Origin of the sequence: Burkholderia sp. LAS2 (assembly GCF_018417615.1) — a bacterium.
Taxonomy (GTDB): domain Bacteria; phylum Pseudomonadota; class Gammaproteobacteria; order Burkholderiales; family Burkholderiaceae; genus Burkholderia; species Burkholderia sola.
On sequence record NZ_CP071053.1, the window covers coordinates 1,164,056 to 1,181,333 of the forward strand.

The window sequence follows — 17,278 nt, forward strand, 5'->3', positions numbered from 1 at the left end:
GGCGCGGGCGGCGACACGCGCTGCGCCGCGCGTCGCCGCGGCGGCGTCAGAAGCGGTCGGCGAGTCCCATCGCCGGATCGCTGACCGAGTGGCGGCCGGTTTCCACGCGGCCGGCCACGCGGCGCGAGAAGCTCGCGTCGTTGTCGGCGGTGACGATGAAGTCGTACCAATGGCCGGTCGAGTCGAGCTTCCAGTGCAGTTCGGACTGGTCGCCGGCGTGCACCGTGACCGTCCACACGGTGCCGGCGCCATGGCCGTCGCCGTTGCCGTTGCCGTGGCCATGACCGTGGTCGGCGTTTGCGCCGCGCCCGGACAGCGGCCCATAGACCTGGTTCGACTTGACCGTGAAGCGCACCGTGCCGCCGCCGTCGTTGCGCAGCCGCAGGTGGAGGTTGCCGCTCGCGCCCGCGTAGCCGACGCGCACTTCCGGCTGCGGCGCGCGCGCGCCGGCCACGCGGCTCAGGTCGCCGGTGAAGCGCCGGTGAAAGCCGTTCGGGCCGAGCACCCACAGGTCATATTTGCCGCCGTTGTCGGCGCGCGCGGCCCAGTCGCCGTGCAGCTTTTTGCCGGGCTCGACGACGTAGCGCCGCGGCAGCCGGTCGAGGTGCAGCTTGTCATAGACGTGAAACACGGCGGCGGCGCGGCCGGTGTTCGCGAACTTCAGCGTGACCGTGCCGGCGCCGGCATCGGTGCGCGCGCTCGCATGCAGCTCGTACGGCAGCGCGCGCGACGGGCGCACGCCGGTGGCCTGCGCGGGCAGCGCGGGCGTGGCGGGCGGCACGATCTTCGGCGCGGCTTGCTGCGCGGCGCTCAGCGCGTCGACCTGGCTTTTCGTCGTGCGGCCCGCGAGCGTCGGCAGCGGCTCGTCGTTCGGCGTGCGGAAGTTGAACGCGCTCGTCAGGTCGCCGCACACCGCGCGGCGGTATGCGCTGATCTGCGGCTCCGCGACGCCGAAGCGCGCCTCGAGGAAGCGCAGCGTCGACGTATGGTCGAACACCTGCGAATTGACCCAGCCGCCGCGGCTCCACGGCGACACGATCCACATCGGCACGCGCGGGCCCGGGCCGTACGGACGGCCGTCGGCCGCCGGCTGGCTCGCCGTGGCCGGCGCGAAGTCGTGGTACTCGACCGCGACGTCGGCGGCCGACAGCGTATGGCCGCCCGCGAGCGTGCCGTTGGCGTTGCGCGACGGCACGGCCGGCGACGGCATGTGGTCGAAGAAGCCGTCGTTCTCGTCGTAATTGACCAGCAGCACGGTCTTGCTCCAGATCTCCGGGTTCGCCGTCAGCGCGTCGAGCACGGCCTGCACGTACCAGCCGCCCTGCGCGGGGCTCGACGGTCCCGGGTGTTCGCTGTACGCGGACGGCGGGATGATCCACGACACTTCCGGCAGCTTGCCGTTGCGGATGTCGTCGCGAAACGTTTCGAGAAAGCCGTACGGCATCGTGTTGCCGAAGCCCTTCGCGAGCGGGCTCAGCGGATCGTCGATCGTCGGGTCGTAGAACGCGCCGGCCGCCGTCACCGGCTGCGTGATGTCGGTCGACGCGACATACGCGGGCCGGCGCGCGGCCGGCATCTGCTCGATCGCCGCGCGCCAGTGGCGGAAGCTCATCATTTCGTTGCAGCCGAAGTTGTCGATCAGGCTCTGGTAGACCTTCCAGTTCACGCCGGCCTGTTGCAGCCGGTCGGCATAGGTCGTCCAGGTCCAGCCCTGGCTCGACGGGCCGATGTCGTTGCCGCCGTTGAACTGGTTGTTCAGCGCGGCGATCTTCACGCGATTGCCGTCGGCCGGGCTGATGCCGTTCGGGCCGTTGGTGCCGCTCCAGTAGAACAGGCGGTTCGCGATCGTGCCCGTGTGCATCCCGCAGTGGTAGTGGTCGCACAGCGTGAACGCATCGGCGAGCGCGCGCTGGAACGGCACTTCGGCCGCGTCGTAATAGCCCATCGACAGCGGCGTCTTCGCGTCGGGCCAGCGGTTCATCCGGCCGTGATCCCACGCGGCCTGCGAATCGGCCCACGTGTGCGGCGTGCCGCCCGCGCGCTGCGCGTTGCCCTGGCGCGCGTCGAGGTGATACGGCGTCACGGTCGCGGCGGGCGTCCCCTTCGTGTACGCCTGATAGAACACGTCGCGGCCGTTCGGCGACGGCACCGCGAAGCGGTCGCCATAGCCGCGCACGCCCTTGAACGTGCCGAAGTAGCTGTCGAACGCGCGGTTCTCCATCATCAGCAGCACGACGTGCTTGACGTCCTGGATGGTCCCCGTTTCGTGGAAGGCGGGAATGGCGAGCGCGCGGCGGATGCTCGGCGGAAATGCGGACAGCGCGGCGGCGGCGAGGCCGGAGCCGGCGGTCTGCTGAAGGAATTTGCGGCGTGACGTCATGGCGTTCGGATCCTGTGAAGGTGGGAGCGTTCGTGAGTGCGTCTTGTCGTGCCCGGGCGTCGTCCCGCCCCGGGACGATCGCCGATGCGTGCGCGTTCGGTGCGTCGGCCGCGCGTCGCGGTGGTGCGCGCGTTGCGCCCGACACGCGACGCCCGGCATCCGACGTCGCGCCGATGCGGCGGCCTCGTCGTCGCGGTCCCGTGCGCCGCGCGCTCGTGATGCGCGGGGCAGGTGTCGGCACGCACCGGCCCGGCGCATGCCGGGCTCGGGCGGCGCCCAGTCTAGGGAGGCGACATGACGTCGACGTGATGAAGAAATGACATCGCATGTCGCGCACGTGACGTTGTGCATGCAACGATTCGTTCAAGCGCGATGCGAGGCTGAAGAAGGTAAGAAATTACCGATCGCCGCCGGTGTGACCGGTCAGAATTTTCCGGATTTCGCGACGATGGCGCGCGCGTTTCGTTGTGGATGCAACGTGATGGGCGCCGCGTGACCTCCGTGTTTCAAATGCATGAAATCGGCTAAGCTCGTTGCGTTGCTGCGCGCGTGCGCAGCCTGCGCCTTGGCGCGACTTTTCGGAACCGGCCCACCCATGACCGATATCAGAATCCGGCACTGCGAGACGCACGACGTCGACGCGATCCGGCAGATCGCCGCGCATCCCGCGGTGTACATGAATACGTTGCAGCAGCCGTTTCCGTCGCTCGAAAAATGGCAGAAGCGGCTCGACAACCTGCGCGAGCACGGCGTGAGCCTCGTTGCCGAAATCGACCGTACGGTGGTTGGCCATCTCGGCCTGCATCCCGAGCCGAATCCGCGTCGGCGCCACGCGGCGGCGCTCGGCATGATGGTCGACGCGGCCCGTCACGGGCGCGGCATCGGCGGCCGGCTGCTCGCGGCCGCGATCGATCTCGCGGAGAACTGGCTGAACGTCACGCGTCTCGAGTTGACCGTGTTCACCGACAACCGCGCGGCGATAGCGCTCTACGAGAAACACGGTTTCCGCATCGAAGGCGAATCGCCGGATTACGCGTTGCGCGACGGCGTGCATGCGTCCGTGTATCACATGGCGCGGATCAAGGCGCGGCAATGAAAGGCCGGCCGTCGCGGACGTGACGGCACACGCCGCCGCGCGTCATATCCAATCGAGAATTCGTTCGTTTTCCTTCGGCTGTACCCGTCGTATCGTCGAACGATTTGCCGGTCTCTGCGGCTGGCTTCGCTTTTCCGTATCGATGCATGCGCGGCGCTGCGCGTCGGCCGGCCTCATCGTCATCGCTTCACGGCCCTCGTTGCGTGCGCGGCATCTCCCTGAAACCGTCTTTTTCAACGGAACCCGCTTCGATGAAAACCGTTCTCCGCAGTCTCACCGCCGCGTGCCTGTTCGCTGCCGCCAGCGCGGCGCTTGCCGCCGCCACGCCCGTCGGCGCCCCGGCGGCGAGCGCATCGTCCGACGGTGCGCATCTGCCGCCCGGCATCGCGTGGCAACACGGCGACGTCGATACCGCGTTCGCGCTCGCGAAGCGCGAGGGCAAGCCGCTGCTGCTGTACTGGGGCGCGGTGTGGTGCCCGTCGTGCAACCAGGTGAAGTCGACGATCTTCAGCCAGCAGGCATTCAAGACGCGTTCGTCGTTCTTCGTGCCCGTGTACCTCGACGGCGATACCGAAAGCGCGCAGAAGCTCGGCGAGCGTTTCAAGGTGCACGGCTATCCGACGATGATCCTGTTCCGTCCCGACGGCACCGAAGTGACGCGGCTGCCCGGCGAAGCCGATCTCGACCGCTACATGCAGGCGCTGTCGCTCGGGATGACGGCCGCACATCCGGTGCGGCAGACGCTCGCGACCGCGCTGAAGAACGGCGCGGCGCTGACGCCGGACGAATGGCGCCTGCTGGCCGACTATTCATGGGATACGGACGGCGCGCTGCCGGTGCCGGCCGATCGTGTCGCGCAGACGCTGCAGTCGCTCGCGCAACGCGCGCGGGCGGCGGGTGCGAAAGCCGAATCGGCGCGCTTCGCGCTGAAGTCGGCGGTGGTCGCCGCGTCGGACGACCCGACGCAGGCCGGCGCGCTCGACAAGGCCGCGCTCGCCGATTCGCTGCGCACGGTGCTGCACGATCCCGCGCTGTCGCGGGCCGATTCGGACGTGCTGGTCGCGGCGCCCGCGCGCGTGGTCGCGTATCTCGGCCGCGACGACGCGCAGCGCACGAAGTTGCGCGGCGCGTACGACACGGCGCTCGCGCGCCTGTCGACCGACACCACGCTGTCGTCGATCGACCGGCTGATGGCGCTGCACGGCCGCGTGCTGCTCGCGCGCGGCGACGCGCGCAACGGCGCACCGCTCGCTGCGCCGGCGCTGGCCGACACCGCGCGCAAGCAGATCGCCGCGTCGGTGCAGGGCGCGGCGAACGCGTACGAGCGGCAGGCGCTCGTCAGCGAAGGCGCGGACACGCTGACCGACGCGGGGCTGTACGACGAATCGGATGTGTTGTTGAAGGCCGAGCTGTCGCGTTCGTCCACGCCGTACTACTTCATGTCGGGACTCGCTGCGAACGCGAAGGCGCGCGGCGACAAGGCGGCCGCGCTCGACTGGTATCGCAAGGCGTACGACGCGGCGAGCGGGCCGGCGACGAAGCTGCGCTGGGGCGCGACTTACTTTGCGAACGCGGTTGAGCTGGCGCCGAACGATTCCGCGCGCATCGAAGGGATCGCGGCCAGTGTGCTTGCGCAGGCCGACAAGACCCGGGACGCGTTCTACGGCGCGAACCTGCGTGCGTTGACCAAGGTCGTCACGCAGTTGAATCGCTGGCGCGGTAGCGGCGCGCACGATGCGTCGGTCAGGACGGTCGTCAAGCAGTTCGACGGCGTATGCGGGAAGCTGCCTGCCGGCGATCCGCAGGCGGCGGCGTGCGCGAAGCTGATCCAGCCCGTGAAGGCGTAACGACGCGCGGGGGGATCGTCGAGCGGGCCGGGGGATTCGTTACCGGCCCGATTCCGACGACGCGCCGCGATCGCTGCCGTATCCGGCGTCGTGCTCGCGGGCGATCTTCGCTTCGGCCGATACGATGCTGGCCGGATAGAACCAGTCGCTCGACTGGAAGCCGGCCTGCTTGAGCGCCTTGACTTCGGCGTGGACCTGCGCGCGCGTGAGCGGCTGGTTCGACTGCGCTTGTGCGGCGAACGGGGCCGAGACGGCCAGGGCGATGGCAACGGCTTGGATCAGGCGCTTCATGATCGGGACCTCCACGATTCCGGTGAATCGCGGCGCTTCGTTCGTCGAAGCGCCGTGCGACGTTGAAACCAGTGTAGGCCGCGGCCGGCGCGCGAAAAATGCGATCGCGCCCAACGCAGTGTTTTGCTGCGGGTAACAATGGGCGCGTGAGGGGCGAGGCTGTGCAATGGCCCGGGCGGCCGCCACGCGCGTGCAAGCGCTGCGGCGTGGATCTGGCCTGATTCGACGGGCAGAAAATGAAATCGGACCGGATGCGCATTCCGGAATCCGTTCCGGTGCGCATGCGGTCCGATCTTGGAAGACGGGAAGGCGGCGCATGAAGCGCCGCCCGATGCCGACGCTTACACGAGCCCCGTCGCGTAGTACACGGCGATCACGAAGAACACCGCGAGCGTCTTGATGATGGTGACCGCGAAAATGTCGCGATACGACTCGCGGTGCGTGAGGCCCGTGACCGCGAGCAGCGTGATGACCGCGCCGTTGTGCGGCAGCGTGTCCATGCCGCCGCTCGCCATCGCGACGACCCGGTGCAGCACGTCCATCGGGATGTTGGCCGCCTGCGCGCCCTTGATGAACAGGTCCGACATCGCGGCGAGCGCGATGCTCATGCCGCCCGATGCCGAGCCCGTGATACCCGCGAGCGAGCTGACCGACACGGCTGCGTTGACGAGCGGGTTCGGGATGCTCTTCAGCGCGTCGCTGACGACGAGGAAGCCCGGCAGCGCGGCGATCACGCCGCCGAAGCCGTATTCCGACGCGGTGTTCATTGCGGCGAGCAGCGCGCCGGCGACGGCGGCCTTCGAGCCGGCCGCGAAACGGCCGCTGACGCGCTTGAACGCGGTCAGCACGACCAGCACGATACCGAGCAGCAGCGCGGCCTCCACCGACCAGATCGCGACGACCGTCTTGATCGACGTGGTGACCGGCGCGTGCACGCCCGGCAGCACTTCCGGCGCGACCGTGTACGACGCGGCGCCGTACCACTGCGGGATCAGCTTCGTGAACGCGAAGTTCGACACGCCGACGAGGATCAGCGGCAGGATCGCCAGCGCGGGATGCGGCAGCGCCTTCGCCTCGACGCGCTCAGGCTCGTTGACGAGCGACGTGCCGTAGCCTTCGCCCTTTGCCATCGCCGAACGGCGGCGCCATTCGAGATAGGTGAGACCGACGACGATGATGAACAGCGAGCCGATCGTGCCCAGCGCGGGCGCGGCCCACGCGGTCGTCTTGAAGAACGTGGTCGGGATGATGTTCTGGATCTGCGGCGTGCCGGGCAGCGAATCCATCGTGAACGAGAACGCGCCGAGCGCGATCGCGCCGGGCATCAGCCGTTTCGGGATGTTGCTCTGGCGATAGAGTTCGGCCGCGAACGGATAGACCGCGAACACCACGACGAACAGCGAGACGCCGCCATAGGTGAGCAGCGCGCACACCGCGACGATCACCGCATTCGCGCGCGAGCGGCCGATGTAGCGGATCGCCGCGTGGACGATCGACTCGGAGAACCCGGACAGTTCGATCACCTTGCCGAACACGGCGCCGAGCATGAAGACAGGGAAATACAGTTTGACGAAGCCGACCATCTTCTCCATGAAGATGCCGGAGAAGACCGGTGCGACGGCGGCGGGTTCGGTCAGGAGCACCGCGCCGAGCGCGGCGATCGGCGCGAACAGGATCACGCTGTAGCCGCGATACGCGGCGAACATCAGGAACGCCAGCGCGGCGAGGACGATCACGAAAGACAAGGGAGTCTCCTAAAAGCTTGGAATGGCTTTGGTTGTTGTTCGATCGCGCGATGCGCCGCGGACCAACTCAGGTTCGTGCAGGTTTCGTGCCATCGGCCGGATTGCGCCGCCGGACATGGGTCCGCCGGCGGCCGGCGGGCCCGCGCCGGTCCAAGTCTGACGATTCTACATAAAACGTCTCCATCTGGAGACGTTTCGGCCATCCGGCCAACCCTCGACATCGTGCAGGGCTTTCCCGGAAAACGCGTTGCGGTGTGTCTCCGGAGTGAGATAATCCGTCCCGTTCCGGAGACATCCGGCCGACGATATACGGAGACGACGACACGATGATGAACGACTGGGCCCGCCTGCCCGTCAACTACGGTGACGTGCTGCGGCGCGCCGCCGAGTCGCTGTTCCGGACCTTCGAGGATTCGAGTGCGGGCACGGTGGTCGTCGATCGCGACGCACGTGTCGTGTGGATGAACGAGCGTTACGCGGCGCGCTTCGGTTTCGCCGATCCGCAGCAGGCCGTCGGCCTCGACTGCGAGGCCGTGATCCCGAACAGCCTGATGCGCGAGGTCGTATCGACCGGCCAGCCGATCCTGCTCGACATCATGGAGACGGGCCGCGAGCCGCTCGTCGTCACGCGCCTGCCGTTGAAGAACGAGGCCGGCGAGACGGTCGGCGCGATCGGCTTCGCGCTGTTCGATCAGTTGAAGACGCTCACGCCGATTTTTTCCCGCTATGCGCAGCTTCAGCAGCAACTGATCGCGACGCAGCGCTCGCTCGCGCAGGCGCGCCGCGCGAAATACACGTTCGCGAGCTTCATCGGCACGAGTGCCGCGAGCCTCGAGACCAAGCGCCAGGCGCGCCGCGCGGCGCAGGTCGATTCGCCGGTGCTGCTGCTTGGCGAGACGGGCACCGGCAAGGAACTGCTCGCCCACGCGATTCACGCGGCGTCGGCACGTGCGCTCCAGCCGCTCGTGACCGTCAACGTCGCCGCGATCCCCGACACGCTGCTCGAAACCGAATTCTTCGGCGCGGCGCCCGGCGCGTACACCGGCGCCGATCGCAAGGGCCGCGTCGGCAAGTTCGAGCTGGCCGATCGCGGCACGCTGTTTCTCGACGAGATCGGCGACATGCCGCTGCCGTTGCAGGGCAAGCTGCTGCGCGTGCTGCAGGACAAGGAGTTCGAGCCGGTCGGCTCGAACCGGATCGTGCGCGCGGACGTGCGCATCATCGCCGCCACGTCGGCCGACCTGCCGGCGCTGGTGGCGGCCGGACGTTTTCGCGCGGATCTCTATTACCGGCTGAACGTGCTGACGATCCATGCGCCGCCGCTGCGCGAACGCGCATCCGACATCGCGGCGCTCGTCTACGCGACGCTCGAGGAACTGGCCGCGCAGCACGGGCGCGCCGCCCACTGCGAGCTGACCGACGATGCGCTGCGGATGCTGTGCGCGTATCCGTGGCCCGGCAACGTGCGCGAGTTGCGCAATACGCTCGAGCGCGCGCTGATGCTGTCCGACCGTTCGGTGATCGATGCGCGCGCGCTCGCGCCGTTTCTCGGGCCGGTGCGCATCTCGGCGGACGGCGCGGCGCCGGCGCAGCGGGTTGCCGCGGTGCCGGCCGAGCCGCGTGCGGGCGATGCGTCGACGGCCTCCGGGGCGCCGGCCGCTTCGTATGCCGATGCACTGGCGGCGTGGGAGCGCCAGTTCCTGAGCGATGCGCTGGCGGCTTGTGACGGCAAGGTCATTGAAGCGGCCGCGCGCATCGGCATCGGCCGCGCGACGCTGTACAAGAAACTGGCCGCGCTCGGTATTGGCCGTTAGGCCGTTCGGCGACGCCGATGCGGCCCGATGTAACGCATCGAACAGGAGGTCACGATGAAGCGGATCGGCTTCGCAGGGTGGTTGACCCTGTTGTTGGCGAGTGCCGCGCTCGCGCAGTCGGGCGATGCCGACGCGCCCGACGCGCGGCGCAACTGGTACAACGATCCGTTCGTCGCGCTGTCGCAGGACGTCGCCGAATGCCCGTTGCCGCTCGGCCCGTGGATGACGCGCGCCGAGATGACGGACGATGCGCACTACCGCGCCGAGCGCGGCACGACCTGCTGGCTCGCCCATCGCTGCACGAAGCCGAACTCGTATATGTATGACGCGTCGATCGCCGATGCGGCGAAGGCGCACTTCGCCGGCTCCGATCGCCTGCGCGGCACGAGCCTGTGGATCACCGTGCAGCGACGTTTCATCTACGTCGAAGGATGCGCGGATACGACGCTCGATCGCCACGCGCTGCAACGCGAATTCGAGGCGCTTCCGGACGTCGAGCAGGTTTTCGTTCGCATCACCGATGATCCGCGCAAGCGCTTGCCGTACAAGGCGCGCGGCCAACCCGACCGCGCGCCGGACTGACGGCCGAAGGGCAGCCCATGGCATACTCGCGACATTCAAAAAAAGGTTGACGGGAAGAATAATGAAACACATGCTTGCGTCGGTCTGTCGGTGGCCTCGGGCGGCCGTGATGTTGGCTCTGATTGCAGGGCTCGGCGGGTGCGGCGGCGGTGCTCCGCTGTTCACGTCGGATGGGCGCCCGACCACTCAGGTGCAATGCACCGGCAGCGACTGGAGCAATTGCACGGACAATGCCCGGGCCATGTGCAACGGGGATTTCGACGTGATCCAGCAATCCACGGATGACGCCGTGCGAAACCTTCTCTTCGCATGCAAGAAGAAAAGCGGTTATTGATCCCGAAATGACCGGCTGAGGAGACACGATCGGGCAAAGCGCTTTTCCGTTTGCTTTGAGTCACTTGTTTTTCACGAATAACACTCATGGAGTCCCATCCATATGGCGACCTACAGGCAACTGAGCGCGCAGCTCGAACGGCTTCAGCAAAAGATCGACAAGGAACGTGAAAAGGCGATTGCCGACGCGATTGCGCATATCCGCGCGAAAATCGACGAATACGACATTACGCCCGAAGAGCTCGGTTTTCGCCCGGCAGGATCGGCCGCCGCCAATGCCGCCGCGAAGCCCAAGCGCACCTTGCCGCCGAAGTACCTGAACCCGAAGACGGGCGAAACGTGGAGTGGCCGCGGGCGGGCGCCGGCATGGCTCGGCAAGAACCGCGGACGTTTCCTGATCAAGGACTGACTCCCGGAAATCCTCACCTTTCGTGTGCCGACTGACGGTGCGAACGGCCATGCGGCCTTCGCACCGTTTTGTTTTCGCGCAATCGTCACGCGATTTTCCCCGACGAATTGAAGTGCAATGCCGCGCAATTAACAGATCCCGTTTTGCGAATTCGCCGCGATCCGGCTGCATGTTGCCGGTAATTCCCGTAAACAACCGCGTAATGGCGCAATGTATGCGCATTGGCATGTGCGATTTTCGCGGTGCATGCATCACGCGGATTTTCATCACCTTTCGCATGCGGATGCGGTGTGTCGTGCGATTCCCGAAGATACTCACCATGGCTCCTGTAAATCCTCACCTTTGAGAAAACGGCTGCAGCGTCGTGCCGCGTGGCGTGCCTCGTGCATGCGGCGCTACGATGCCGGGCCGTATGTGTTGCAGGTCCATGGTGCGGGCGTTGACACCCGTCGAATAGTCGGCCGTTCGGCATATAGGCAGTCGCAAGCGGTTCGCCTATGCTTGGGGTTCGCGTCGATCGGCGCACGGCCTGCCCGGCCGCATGCCGATCGTGTCGTCTTTCGTCACCGCAGGGAGCCGATGTGACCGTTCGCCATCTCGATGCGTTGTTCCAGCCCAAGTCCGTTGCGGTCGTCGGCGCGTCGTCACGCGCCGGCAGTATCGGCGCGATGGTGTGGTCGCGTGTGCTCGACGGCGCGTTCCAGGGGCCTGTGTGGCTGGTCAATCCGAAATATCGCGAGCTCGACGGGCATGCGGTCGTCTCCGATGTCGACCGGCTGCCCACGCCGCCGTCGGTTGCCGTGATCTGCACGCCGCCCGCGACCTGGGCCGGCATCGTGCGCAAGCTCGGCGAACTCGGCACGCGCGTCGCGGTGATCGTCGGCGACGCGCGCACCGATGCCGATCGCGTCGCGGTCGATCGCACGCTGAAGGCGGCGAAGCCGTTCGTGCTCCGTATCGTCGGGCCCGGCAGCCTCGGCGTGTTGTCGCCTGCGCGGCATGCGCATTTCGGCGCGCCTGCCTATACGGCGCGATCGGGCGGCGTCGCGTGGGTGTCGCAATCGAACGCGCTGACGAACGCGGTGCTCGGCTGGGCCGATGCGCGCGGCCTCGGCTTTTCGCACGTCGTCGCGCTCGGTAGTGAAGCCGATGTCGATGCGGGCGACGTCCTCGACTATCTGGCAAGCGATCCCGGCACGCGCGCGATCCTGCTCGAACTCGATACCGTGCGCGCGGCGCGCAAGTTCATGTCGGCGGCGCGGGCGGCCGCACGCAACAAGCCGGTACTCGCGTTGCGCACCGGCCGTGCCGATCCCGGCGACGCGCTGTACACGGCGGCATTCCAGCGCGCGGGCATGGTGCGCGTCGATGCGCTCGACGATCTGCTCGACGAAATCGAGACGCTCGGCGTCGGCCGCGTCACCGCGCGGGGCGCGGCGACGCTCGTGACGAGCGATGCGGGCGTGGCGAAACTGGCGGTCGATGCGGTGGCCGACGTGCGCGACGTGCTGACCGACTGGTCGCCCGCGGCAACGTCGGCCGTCGCGGCCGCGCTGCCGCATCTCGCGGCGCCCGGCAATCCGCTCGCGCTGGGCGACGATGCGCGCCCCGAGCACTTTGCCGCGGCGATCAAGGCGCTCGCCCCGTTTCCGCAGACGGGCACGCTGTTCGTCGTTCATTCCACTTCGCACAGCGCGCCGGCCGAGTCGGTCGCGCGCACGCTGATCGATTCGCGGCAGTACGCGCATCGCGGCATCCTCGCGTGTTTCTTCGGCGCGGTCGACGCGGCGACGCGCGATGCGCTGCACGCGAACGGCATTCCGGTGCACACGACGCCGCAGCGGCTCGCACGCGCGTATGCGCGTCTCGTCGACTACAACCTCGGGCGCCAGTTGCTGATGCAGACGCCGGAGGGCACGCCGCTGCAGCCGGCCGAGTGCGTGGCGTCCGCCCAGGCCGATGCGCGCCGGCTGGTCGAAGCCGGTCAGCATGAACTGGCGGGCGAGGGCGCGCTGCACTGGCTGTCCCGTTTCGGTCTGCAGGGCGAGCAGCCCGACGAACCGGCCGGCAAGAAGGTTGTCGATATCGCGGTCGACATGTACGACGATTCGAACTTCGGTCCGGTGTTTCGCTATGCCGTGCCACCGGCCGATGGCGTATCGGCACCGTTTGTCGTCTACGGCCTGCCGCCGCTGAACACGGTGCTCGCCCGCGCGGTGATGGAGCGCTCGCCGTATGCGCGCAGCACGCGTGTCGAGCCGACGCTCGACGCGCTGACGGCCCTGTCGCAGGTCGTCTGCGACGTGCGCGAAGTCGTCGCGATGTCGGTCACGCTGCGCGTGCTGTCCGACCGCGCCTGGGTGATCGCGCCGCGCATCACGCTTGCCTCGGGGCGCAGCCGGCTCGCGATCATGCCGTATCCGCGACACCTCGAGCAGACGCTCGAGTGGCGTGGCGAGACGGTGACGATCCGTCCGATCCGTCCGGAGGACGAGGCCGCCCACAACGAACTGCTCGGTGCGATGACGCCGGAAGATCTGCGGATGCGTTTCTTCGGCGCGGTGCGCAGCTTCGATCATTCGCAGGTGGCGCGCATGACGCAGATCGACTACGACCGCGAAATGGCGTTCATCGTGTCGTTCACCGATGTGTCCGGGCGCGACCACACGCTCGCGGTGGTGCGTGCGGTCGCCGATCCCGACAACGAGACGGCGGAGTTCGCGATCGCGGTGCGACCCGATCAAAAGGGCAAGGGGCTCGGCCGGTTGTTGATGACTCGCATCATCGATTACGCACGCTCGCGCGGCACCGCGTGGATGGTCGGCGAGGCGCTGCGCGAGAATTCGGCGATGATCTCGCTCGCGAAAGCGTGCGGGTTTGCGGTGTCGACGACCGAGGAGCCCGGCGTCGTGGGTTTCAGGATGAAGTTACAGCCGTAGGCGTCGGTCCGTGGTTCGACGCCGAGGGCAGCGCATGGCGCCGATGCTGAAATGTGCCGCCATGCTGCGAATTCAATCAGGAATGCAAATAACTCCAAATCAATCTCTGCGGTGAAACGTCTGCCAACATGTCGGATCTGTCGATCGCGGCGATATCGCGCCGCACGCAGGGTGTCCGGAGACGCATGCAGTGGGCTGCGATGGCCACCTTCCGCAGCCGTTTCGAGCGATGTGCATGTACATGTTCGTGGCCGTATTCCGGCCTCGCCAATTCAAGGCCATCAGCAAGGTGAGACTTTTCGGGAGCAGCGAGTGAGCTTTTCCGGGACAGCGTGGTGAGCCGATACGGGAGCGTTCGGTGAGCCTTCCCGGGAACGGCCGGTGAGCGCCTGCGGGAGAGGCCGGTGAGCCTTTTCGGGACGTGTCGGTGAGCCCTTGCGGGAGCGATCGGTGAGGACGTTCGGGAGACGTCAGCGAGCGTCTCCGGAGGCCTTGGGTGAGACTTTTCGGGAGGTCGCGGTGAGTGCTTGCGGGATGCGGAGGTGAGCTTTTACGGGAGCATGCAAACGCACGGCTCCCGCCGGCGCGGCACCGGTCAAATGCCGGCTGACACGCGGGTGCGGGCACGCAGGAACCGTGCCCGCGGTCACGTTCACGCAGCGAGTTTCGACGCCGCGTCGTTCACCTGGTCGCGCGAAATCGCGAGTTCCTCGAGGTGCGGATCGGCGTAGACCGCGCCGGTTTCGCGCTCGAGGCGGGCGATCGTCAGCGCACAGCGCGCGGTGTCTTTCGGCATCGCGATGAAGCGCTTGACCGACTCGCCGGCCGTGAACGCGTCGAACAGTGCGCCGCGCACGTCGTCCGGAAGCGTCTTGGTCCACTGGTACGGCTTGCCGTTGAACGTGATCGACGGCGGCAGCGTGCGTTCCTTCTTGGTCGCCGTGATGAGCCCGTAGGTGCGCGCCGCGTCGCCGATCTGCTCGGGCGAGAAGAGTTCGTCAGGCGTGATGCCGAACTGCTCGATGTAGTTCTCGATCGCCTGCATCGCGGCGGCACGATCGTCGCGCTTCTTCTGCGCGCGCGCGACGATATCGCGCAGCTCGTCCGCTTCCTCGGGCGTGATCGTGAAGCTTGCCTGCTTCTGCTGAAGTTCGGAGAAACGCTGGAATTCTTGATCGTTCAGAAGTTTGGCCATGACATCCATCGGACACGACGGCCGCGACAACCGGCCGCCGTAGTTTTTGAGAGGGCCGCTATTCTAGCGTAGCGCCGCGGGCGCCCGATGCGGCATCGCGCATCGGGCGTCGCACGGGCATCGTGGATGCGGGACCGGGACCGGGACCGGGACCGGCGCCGCTGCGCCGCGGCCTGTGCGCGTTGCCTGGAACCCGCGCGTGTCAGCAGGTCTCCGTGCGGCACATCGACAGACGGGCGGCCGTGCCGCGCAGTGCGTCGACGACCACGTCGACGGACGGCGCGAGGTGCGCATCGATCCGGCGCATGTACGGGCACGTCAGCACCGCGATCGCATGGCCGGCCGGCCCGAGGATCGGCACGGTCAGGTCGGTCACGCCGTACGCCTGGCGGCTGTCCTGGCGCAGATAGCCGGACTGCCGGATCGACTGGCACGCGTTCGCGAGTTCCTGCTCGTTCAGCGGCGCTTCGCCCTTCACCTTGCGATGCTCGGCCAGCATGTGCGCGCGTTGCTCGGCGCTCTGGAACGCCAGCATCATGCGCCCCGACGCCGTGTCGGCGAGGCCGACGCGCGAGCCGAGCCGGACCGACACGCCCCACGGGCCGGGCCCGTCCACTTGCGCGATCACGAGCAGGTTGCCGCGATCGTAGACGGACAGGTGGCACGACTGCTCGGCGGCATCGGCGAAGCGCTGCATCGGCGGCAGCGCCTCGGCGATCAGCCGGTTCATCGGCGGATGCCGGTGCGCAAGCGCGAACAGCTTGAGGCTGAGCGTGTAGCGATCGCCGCCGGTCGAACGCATCACGTAGCGGCGCGCGACGAGGCGTTCGAGCATCCGGTAGATTTCGCTCGCATTGCGGCCGAGTTCCTTCGTGATTTCGGTGCGGGTGAGTCCTTCCTTCTGCTCGGACAGGAGTTCGAGAATGTCGAGGCCCTTGTCGAGCGCGGGTGCGCGATAGCGATCAAGAGCGGCCATCGATTCCCGTGCGTCGCAGCCGGGAAGCGGGTCGTTGGTTGTCTGCATTGTCGATGTGAAGTTGGGGGATTACCGTCGATCGGTGGGCGACGCACGCTGGCCGGTTCTGCTCCGCGTATGGCAATGAAAGCCGTCCGTACGAGCTTAGCAATAAACATACAGTGTGCAATGCAGCGTCTTTTTACCGATCATTACCCGACAAGAACGGATGGGCAAACGTTTTCGATGACAGGGGCACCCCGAATAGCCAGTATTCATGCCTCGATGGCAGGCGCGCCTGCGCATGACGGCCGGTCGATCGACGTGGGCGCGGCGCGTGTTGCGAAGCAGCTTCGGCAGTCGCACCAATAGTCGGTATCCGTCGCGTGTCATTTCACGGCGCGCGACCGGTGGTACAAAGGCTTGCGGGCCAGCGACGGCGCGGCCGCGCGTGCAGCCGGCCGGCATGGGCCGGCACGCGTCGCGGATGCCGGGCCGTCGTCGCCGATGCGCAGACCGGCGGCCGCCCGTTCGATGCGTGCCGTACTGCAGTACGGCGCCACGATCGCTGCGCCCGCGCGACGCTCGCGCGTCGACGGCATGCCGCACGCGGCGCCGACGCGTGCAATTGACGATCGACGATCGACGACCAGTCCGGCGCGTGGCTGCGAAAGGCCGCGTCGGCCGGTATCCTGTCCCATTCGACAACAGAGGTTAAGCACGATGAAACTGCTTCGCTACGGCCCGTCCGGCCAGGAAAAGCCCGGCATCCTCGACGCAGCCGGCCGCATTCGCGACCTGTCCGCGCAGGTGCCGGATCTTGCCGGCGATGTGCTGTCCGACGCGGGTCTCGCGCGGCTGCGCGCGATCGATCCGGCCACGCTGCCGCTCGTGTCCGGCGAGCCGCGCATCGGTGCATGCGTCGGCCAGGTCGGCAAGTTCATCGGCATCGGCCTGAACTATGCCGATCACGCGGCCGAAGCCGGCATGCCGGTGCCGAAGGAGCCGGTCGTGTTCGGCAAGTGGACGAGTTCGATCTGCGGCCCGAACGACGGCATCGACATCCCGAAGGGTTCGGTCAAGACCGACTGGGAAGTGGAACTGGGTGTCGTGATCGGCGCGAAGTGCAAGGACGTCGACGAAGCGCGCGCGCTCGATTACGTCGCGGGCTACTGCGTCGTCAACGACGTATCCGAGCGCGAATGGCAGATCGAGCGCGGCGGCCAGTGGGACAAGGGCAAGGGCTTCGACACGTTCGGCCCGATCGGCCCGTGGCTCGTCACGCGCGACGAAGTGCCCGATCCGCAGCGTCTCGACCTGTGGCTCGACGTCGACGGCCATCGTTATCAGAACGGCAATACGCGCACGATGGTGTTCACCGTCGCGCAGCTGATCGCGTATCTGTCGACCTGCATGACGCTGCAGCCGGGCGACGTGATCACGACCGGTACGCCGCCGGGCGTCGGGATGGGGAGCAAGCCATCGCCGATATACCTGAAGGCCGGCCAAACGGTGCGCCTCGGGATCGAAGGACTCGGCGAGCAGTTGCAGAGCACACGCCACGCACAATAAGCGCGTGCGCGGCGCGGACCGGCCGGAGGATGCAGCTACCCGCGCGCAGCGAACGGCGACGTAGCCAAAAACCAGGGGCCCGATTCCGCGCGAGGCGGAATCGGGCCCTTGTCGCTCGTG

General features: G+C 67.5%; 14 protein-coding genes. 9 read left to right on the forward strand and 5 right to left on the reverse strand.

All coding sequences use genetic code 11. The features are described from left to right. Positions 1-46 precede the first annotated feature (46 nt). Positions 47-2,380 carry a phosphocholine-specific phospholipase C gene (locus tag JYG37_RS25660; RefSeq protein ID WP_213346155.1) on the reverse strand — a complete coding sequence of 778 codons (2,334 nt, stop codon included), beginning with the start codon at positions 2,378-2,380 and terminating at the stop codon, positions 47-49. A 349-nt stretch (positions 2,381-2,729) separates the two neighbouring features. Here JYG37_RS25660 and JYG37_RS25665 point away from each other — a divergent pair, with 349 nt between their 5' ends. The 3 genes from JYG37_RS25665 (at position 2,730) to JYG37_RS25675 (ending at position 5,323) form a co-directional block, all read left to right on the forward strand. After that, positions 2,730-2,876 carry a hypothetical protein gene (locus JYG37_RS25665; protein WP_235356191.1) on the forward strand — a complete coding sequence of 49 codons (147 nt, stop codon included), beginning with the start codon at positions 2,730-2,732 and terminating at the stop codon, positions 2,874-2,876. Positions 2,877-2,975: 99 nt separating this feature from the next. Next, positions 2,976-3,476 (forward strand): GNAT family N-acetyltransferase, encoded by a 501-nt coding sequence (locus JYG37_RS25670; protein ID WP_124639682.1) that lies wholly within the window; start codon positions 2,976-2,978, stop codon positions 3,474-3,476. Positions 3,477-3,727: 251 nt separating this feature from the next. After that, a complete protein-coding gene (locus tag JYG37_RS25675; protein ID WP_213346156.1) occupies positions 3,728-5,323 on the forward strand; it encodes a thioredoxin family protein in 1,596 nt (531 codons plus the stop codon). A 39-nt stretch (positions 5,324-5,362) separates the two neighbouring features. Here the strand turns inward: JYG37_RS25675 and JYG37_RS25680 are convergent, their stop codons facing one another. Both JYG37_RS25680 and JYG37_RS25685 read right to left on the reverse strand, forming a co-directional pair. Next, on the reverse strand, positions 5,363-5,614 hold the full coding sequence (locus JYG37_RS25680) for a DUF4148 domain-containing protein (protein WP_011694888.1): 252 nt from the start codon (positions 5,612-5,614) through the stop codon (positions 5,363-5,365). Between the two features lie 341 nt (positions 5,615-5,955). Beyond that, complete coding sequence (locus JYG37_RS25685) at positions 5,956-7,359, reverse strand: GntP family permease (RefSeq protein WP_050013360.1); 1,404 nt, start codon at positions 7,357-7,359, stop codon at positions 5,956-5,958. Between the two features lie 326 nt (positions 7,360-7,685). On the opposite strand from JYG37_RS25685, the gene JYG37_RS25690 reads away from it, so the two are divergent. The 5 genes from JYG37_RS25690 to JYG37_RS25710 all read left to right on the forward strand — a co-directional run bounded on the left by JYG37_RS25690 (position 7,686) and on the right by JYG37_RS25710 (position 13,436). Then, complete coding sequence (locus tag JYG37_RS25690; RefSeq protein ID WP_213346157.1) at positions 7,686-9,173, forward strand: sigma-54 interaction domain-containing protein; 1,488 nt, start codon at positions 7,686-7,688, stop codon at positions 9,171-9,173. A 54-nt stretch (positions 9,174-9,227) separates the two neighbouring features. After that, entirely contained in the window at positions 9,228-9,755 is a 528-nt protein-coding gene (locus tag JYG37_RS25695; RefSeq protein WP_050013358.1) for a BON domain-containing protein, read from the forward strand. A gap of 61 nt (positions 9,756-9,816) precedes the next feature. After that, positions 9,817-10,089, forward strand: coding sequence for a hypothetical protein (locus JYG37_RS25700; protein ID WP_124594314.1), 273 nt, complete (start codon positions 9,817-9,819; stop codon positions 10,087-10,089). Between the two features lie 102 nt (positions 10,090-10,191). Then, a complete protein-coding gene (locus JYG37_RS25705) occupies positions 10,192-10,497 on the forward strand; it encodes an H-NS histone family protein (RefSeq protein ID WP_124555229.1) in 306 nt (101 codons plus the stop codon). 581 nt (positions 10,498-11,078) lie between these two features. Next, entirely contained in the window at positions 11,079-13,436 is a 2,358-nt protein-coding gene (locus JYG37_RS25710) for a GNAT family N-acetyltransferase (protein WP_213346158.1), read from the forward strand. 652 nt (positions 13,437-14,088) lie between these two features. On the opposite strand, the gene JYG37_RS25715 is transcribed toward JYG37_RS25710, so the two are convergent. Continuing rightward, positions 14,089-14,640, reverse strand: a complete 552-nt coding sequence (locus JYG37_RS25715) for a hypothetical protein (protein WP_050013355.1) — start codon at positions 14,638-14,640, stop codon at positions 14,089-14,091. Between the two features lie 193 nt (positions 14,641-14,833). After that, positions 14,834-15,655 (reverse strand): IclR family transcriptional regulator, encoded by an 822-nt coding sequence (locus JYG37_RS25720; RefSeq protein ID WP_050013354.1) that lies wholly within the window; start codon positions 15,653-15,655, stop codon positions 14,834-14,836. A gap of 654 nt (positions 15,656-16,309) precedes the next feature. Between JYG37_RS25720 and JYG37_RS25725 the strand changes: the two genes are divergently transcribed. Beyond that, the gene (locus JYG37_RS25725) at positions 16,310-17,158 is read left to right on the forward strand and encodes an ureidoglycolate lyase (RefSeq protein WP_089489882.1); all 849 of its coding nucleotides are present in this window, start codon (positions 16,310-16,312) and stop codon (positions 17,156-17,158) included. Positions 17,159-17,278 lie beyond the last annotated feature (120 nt).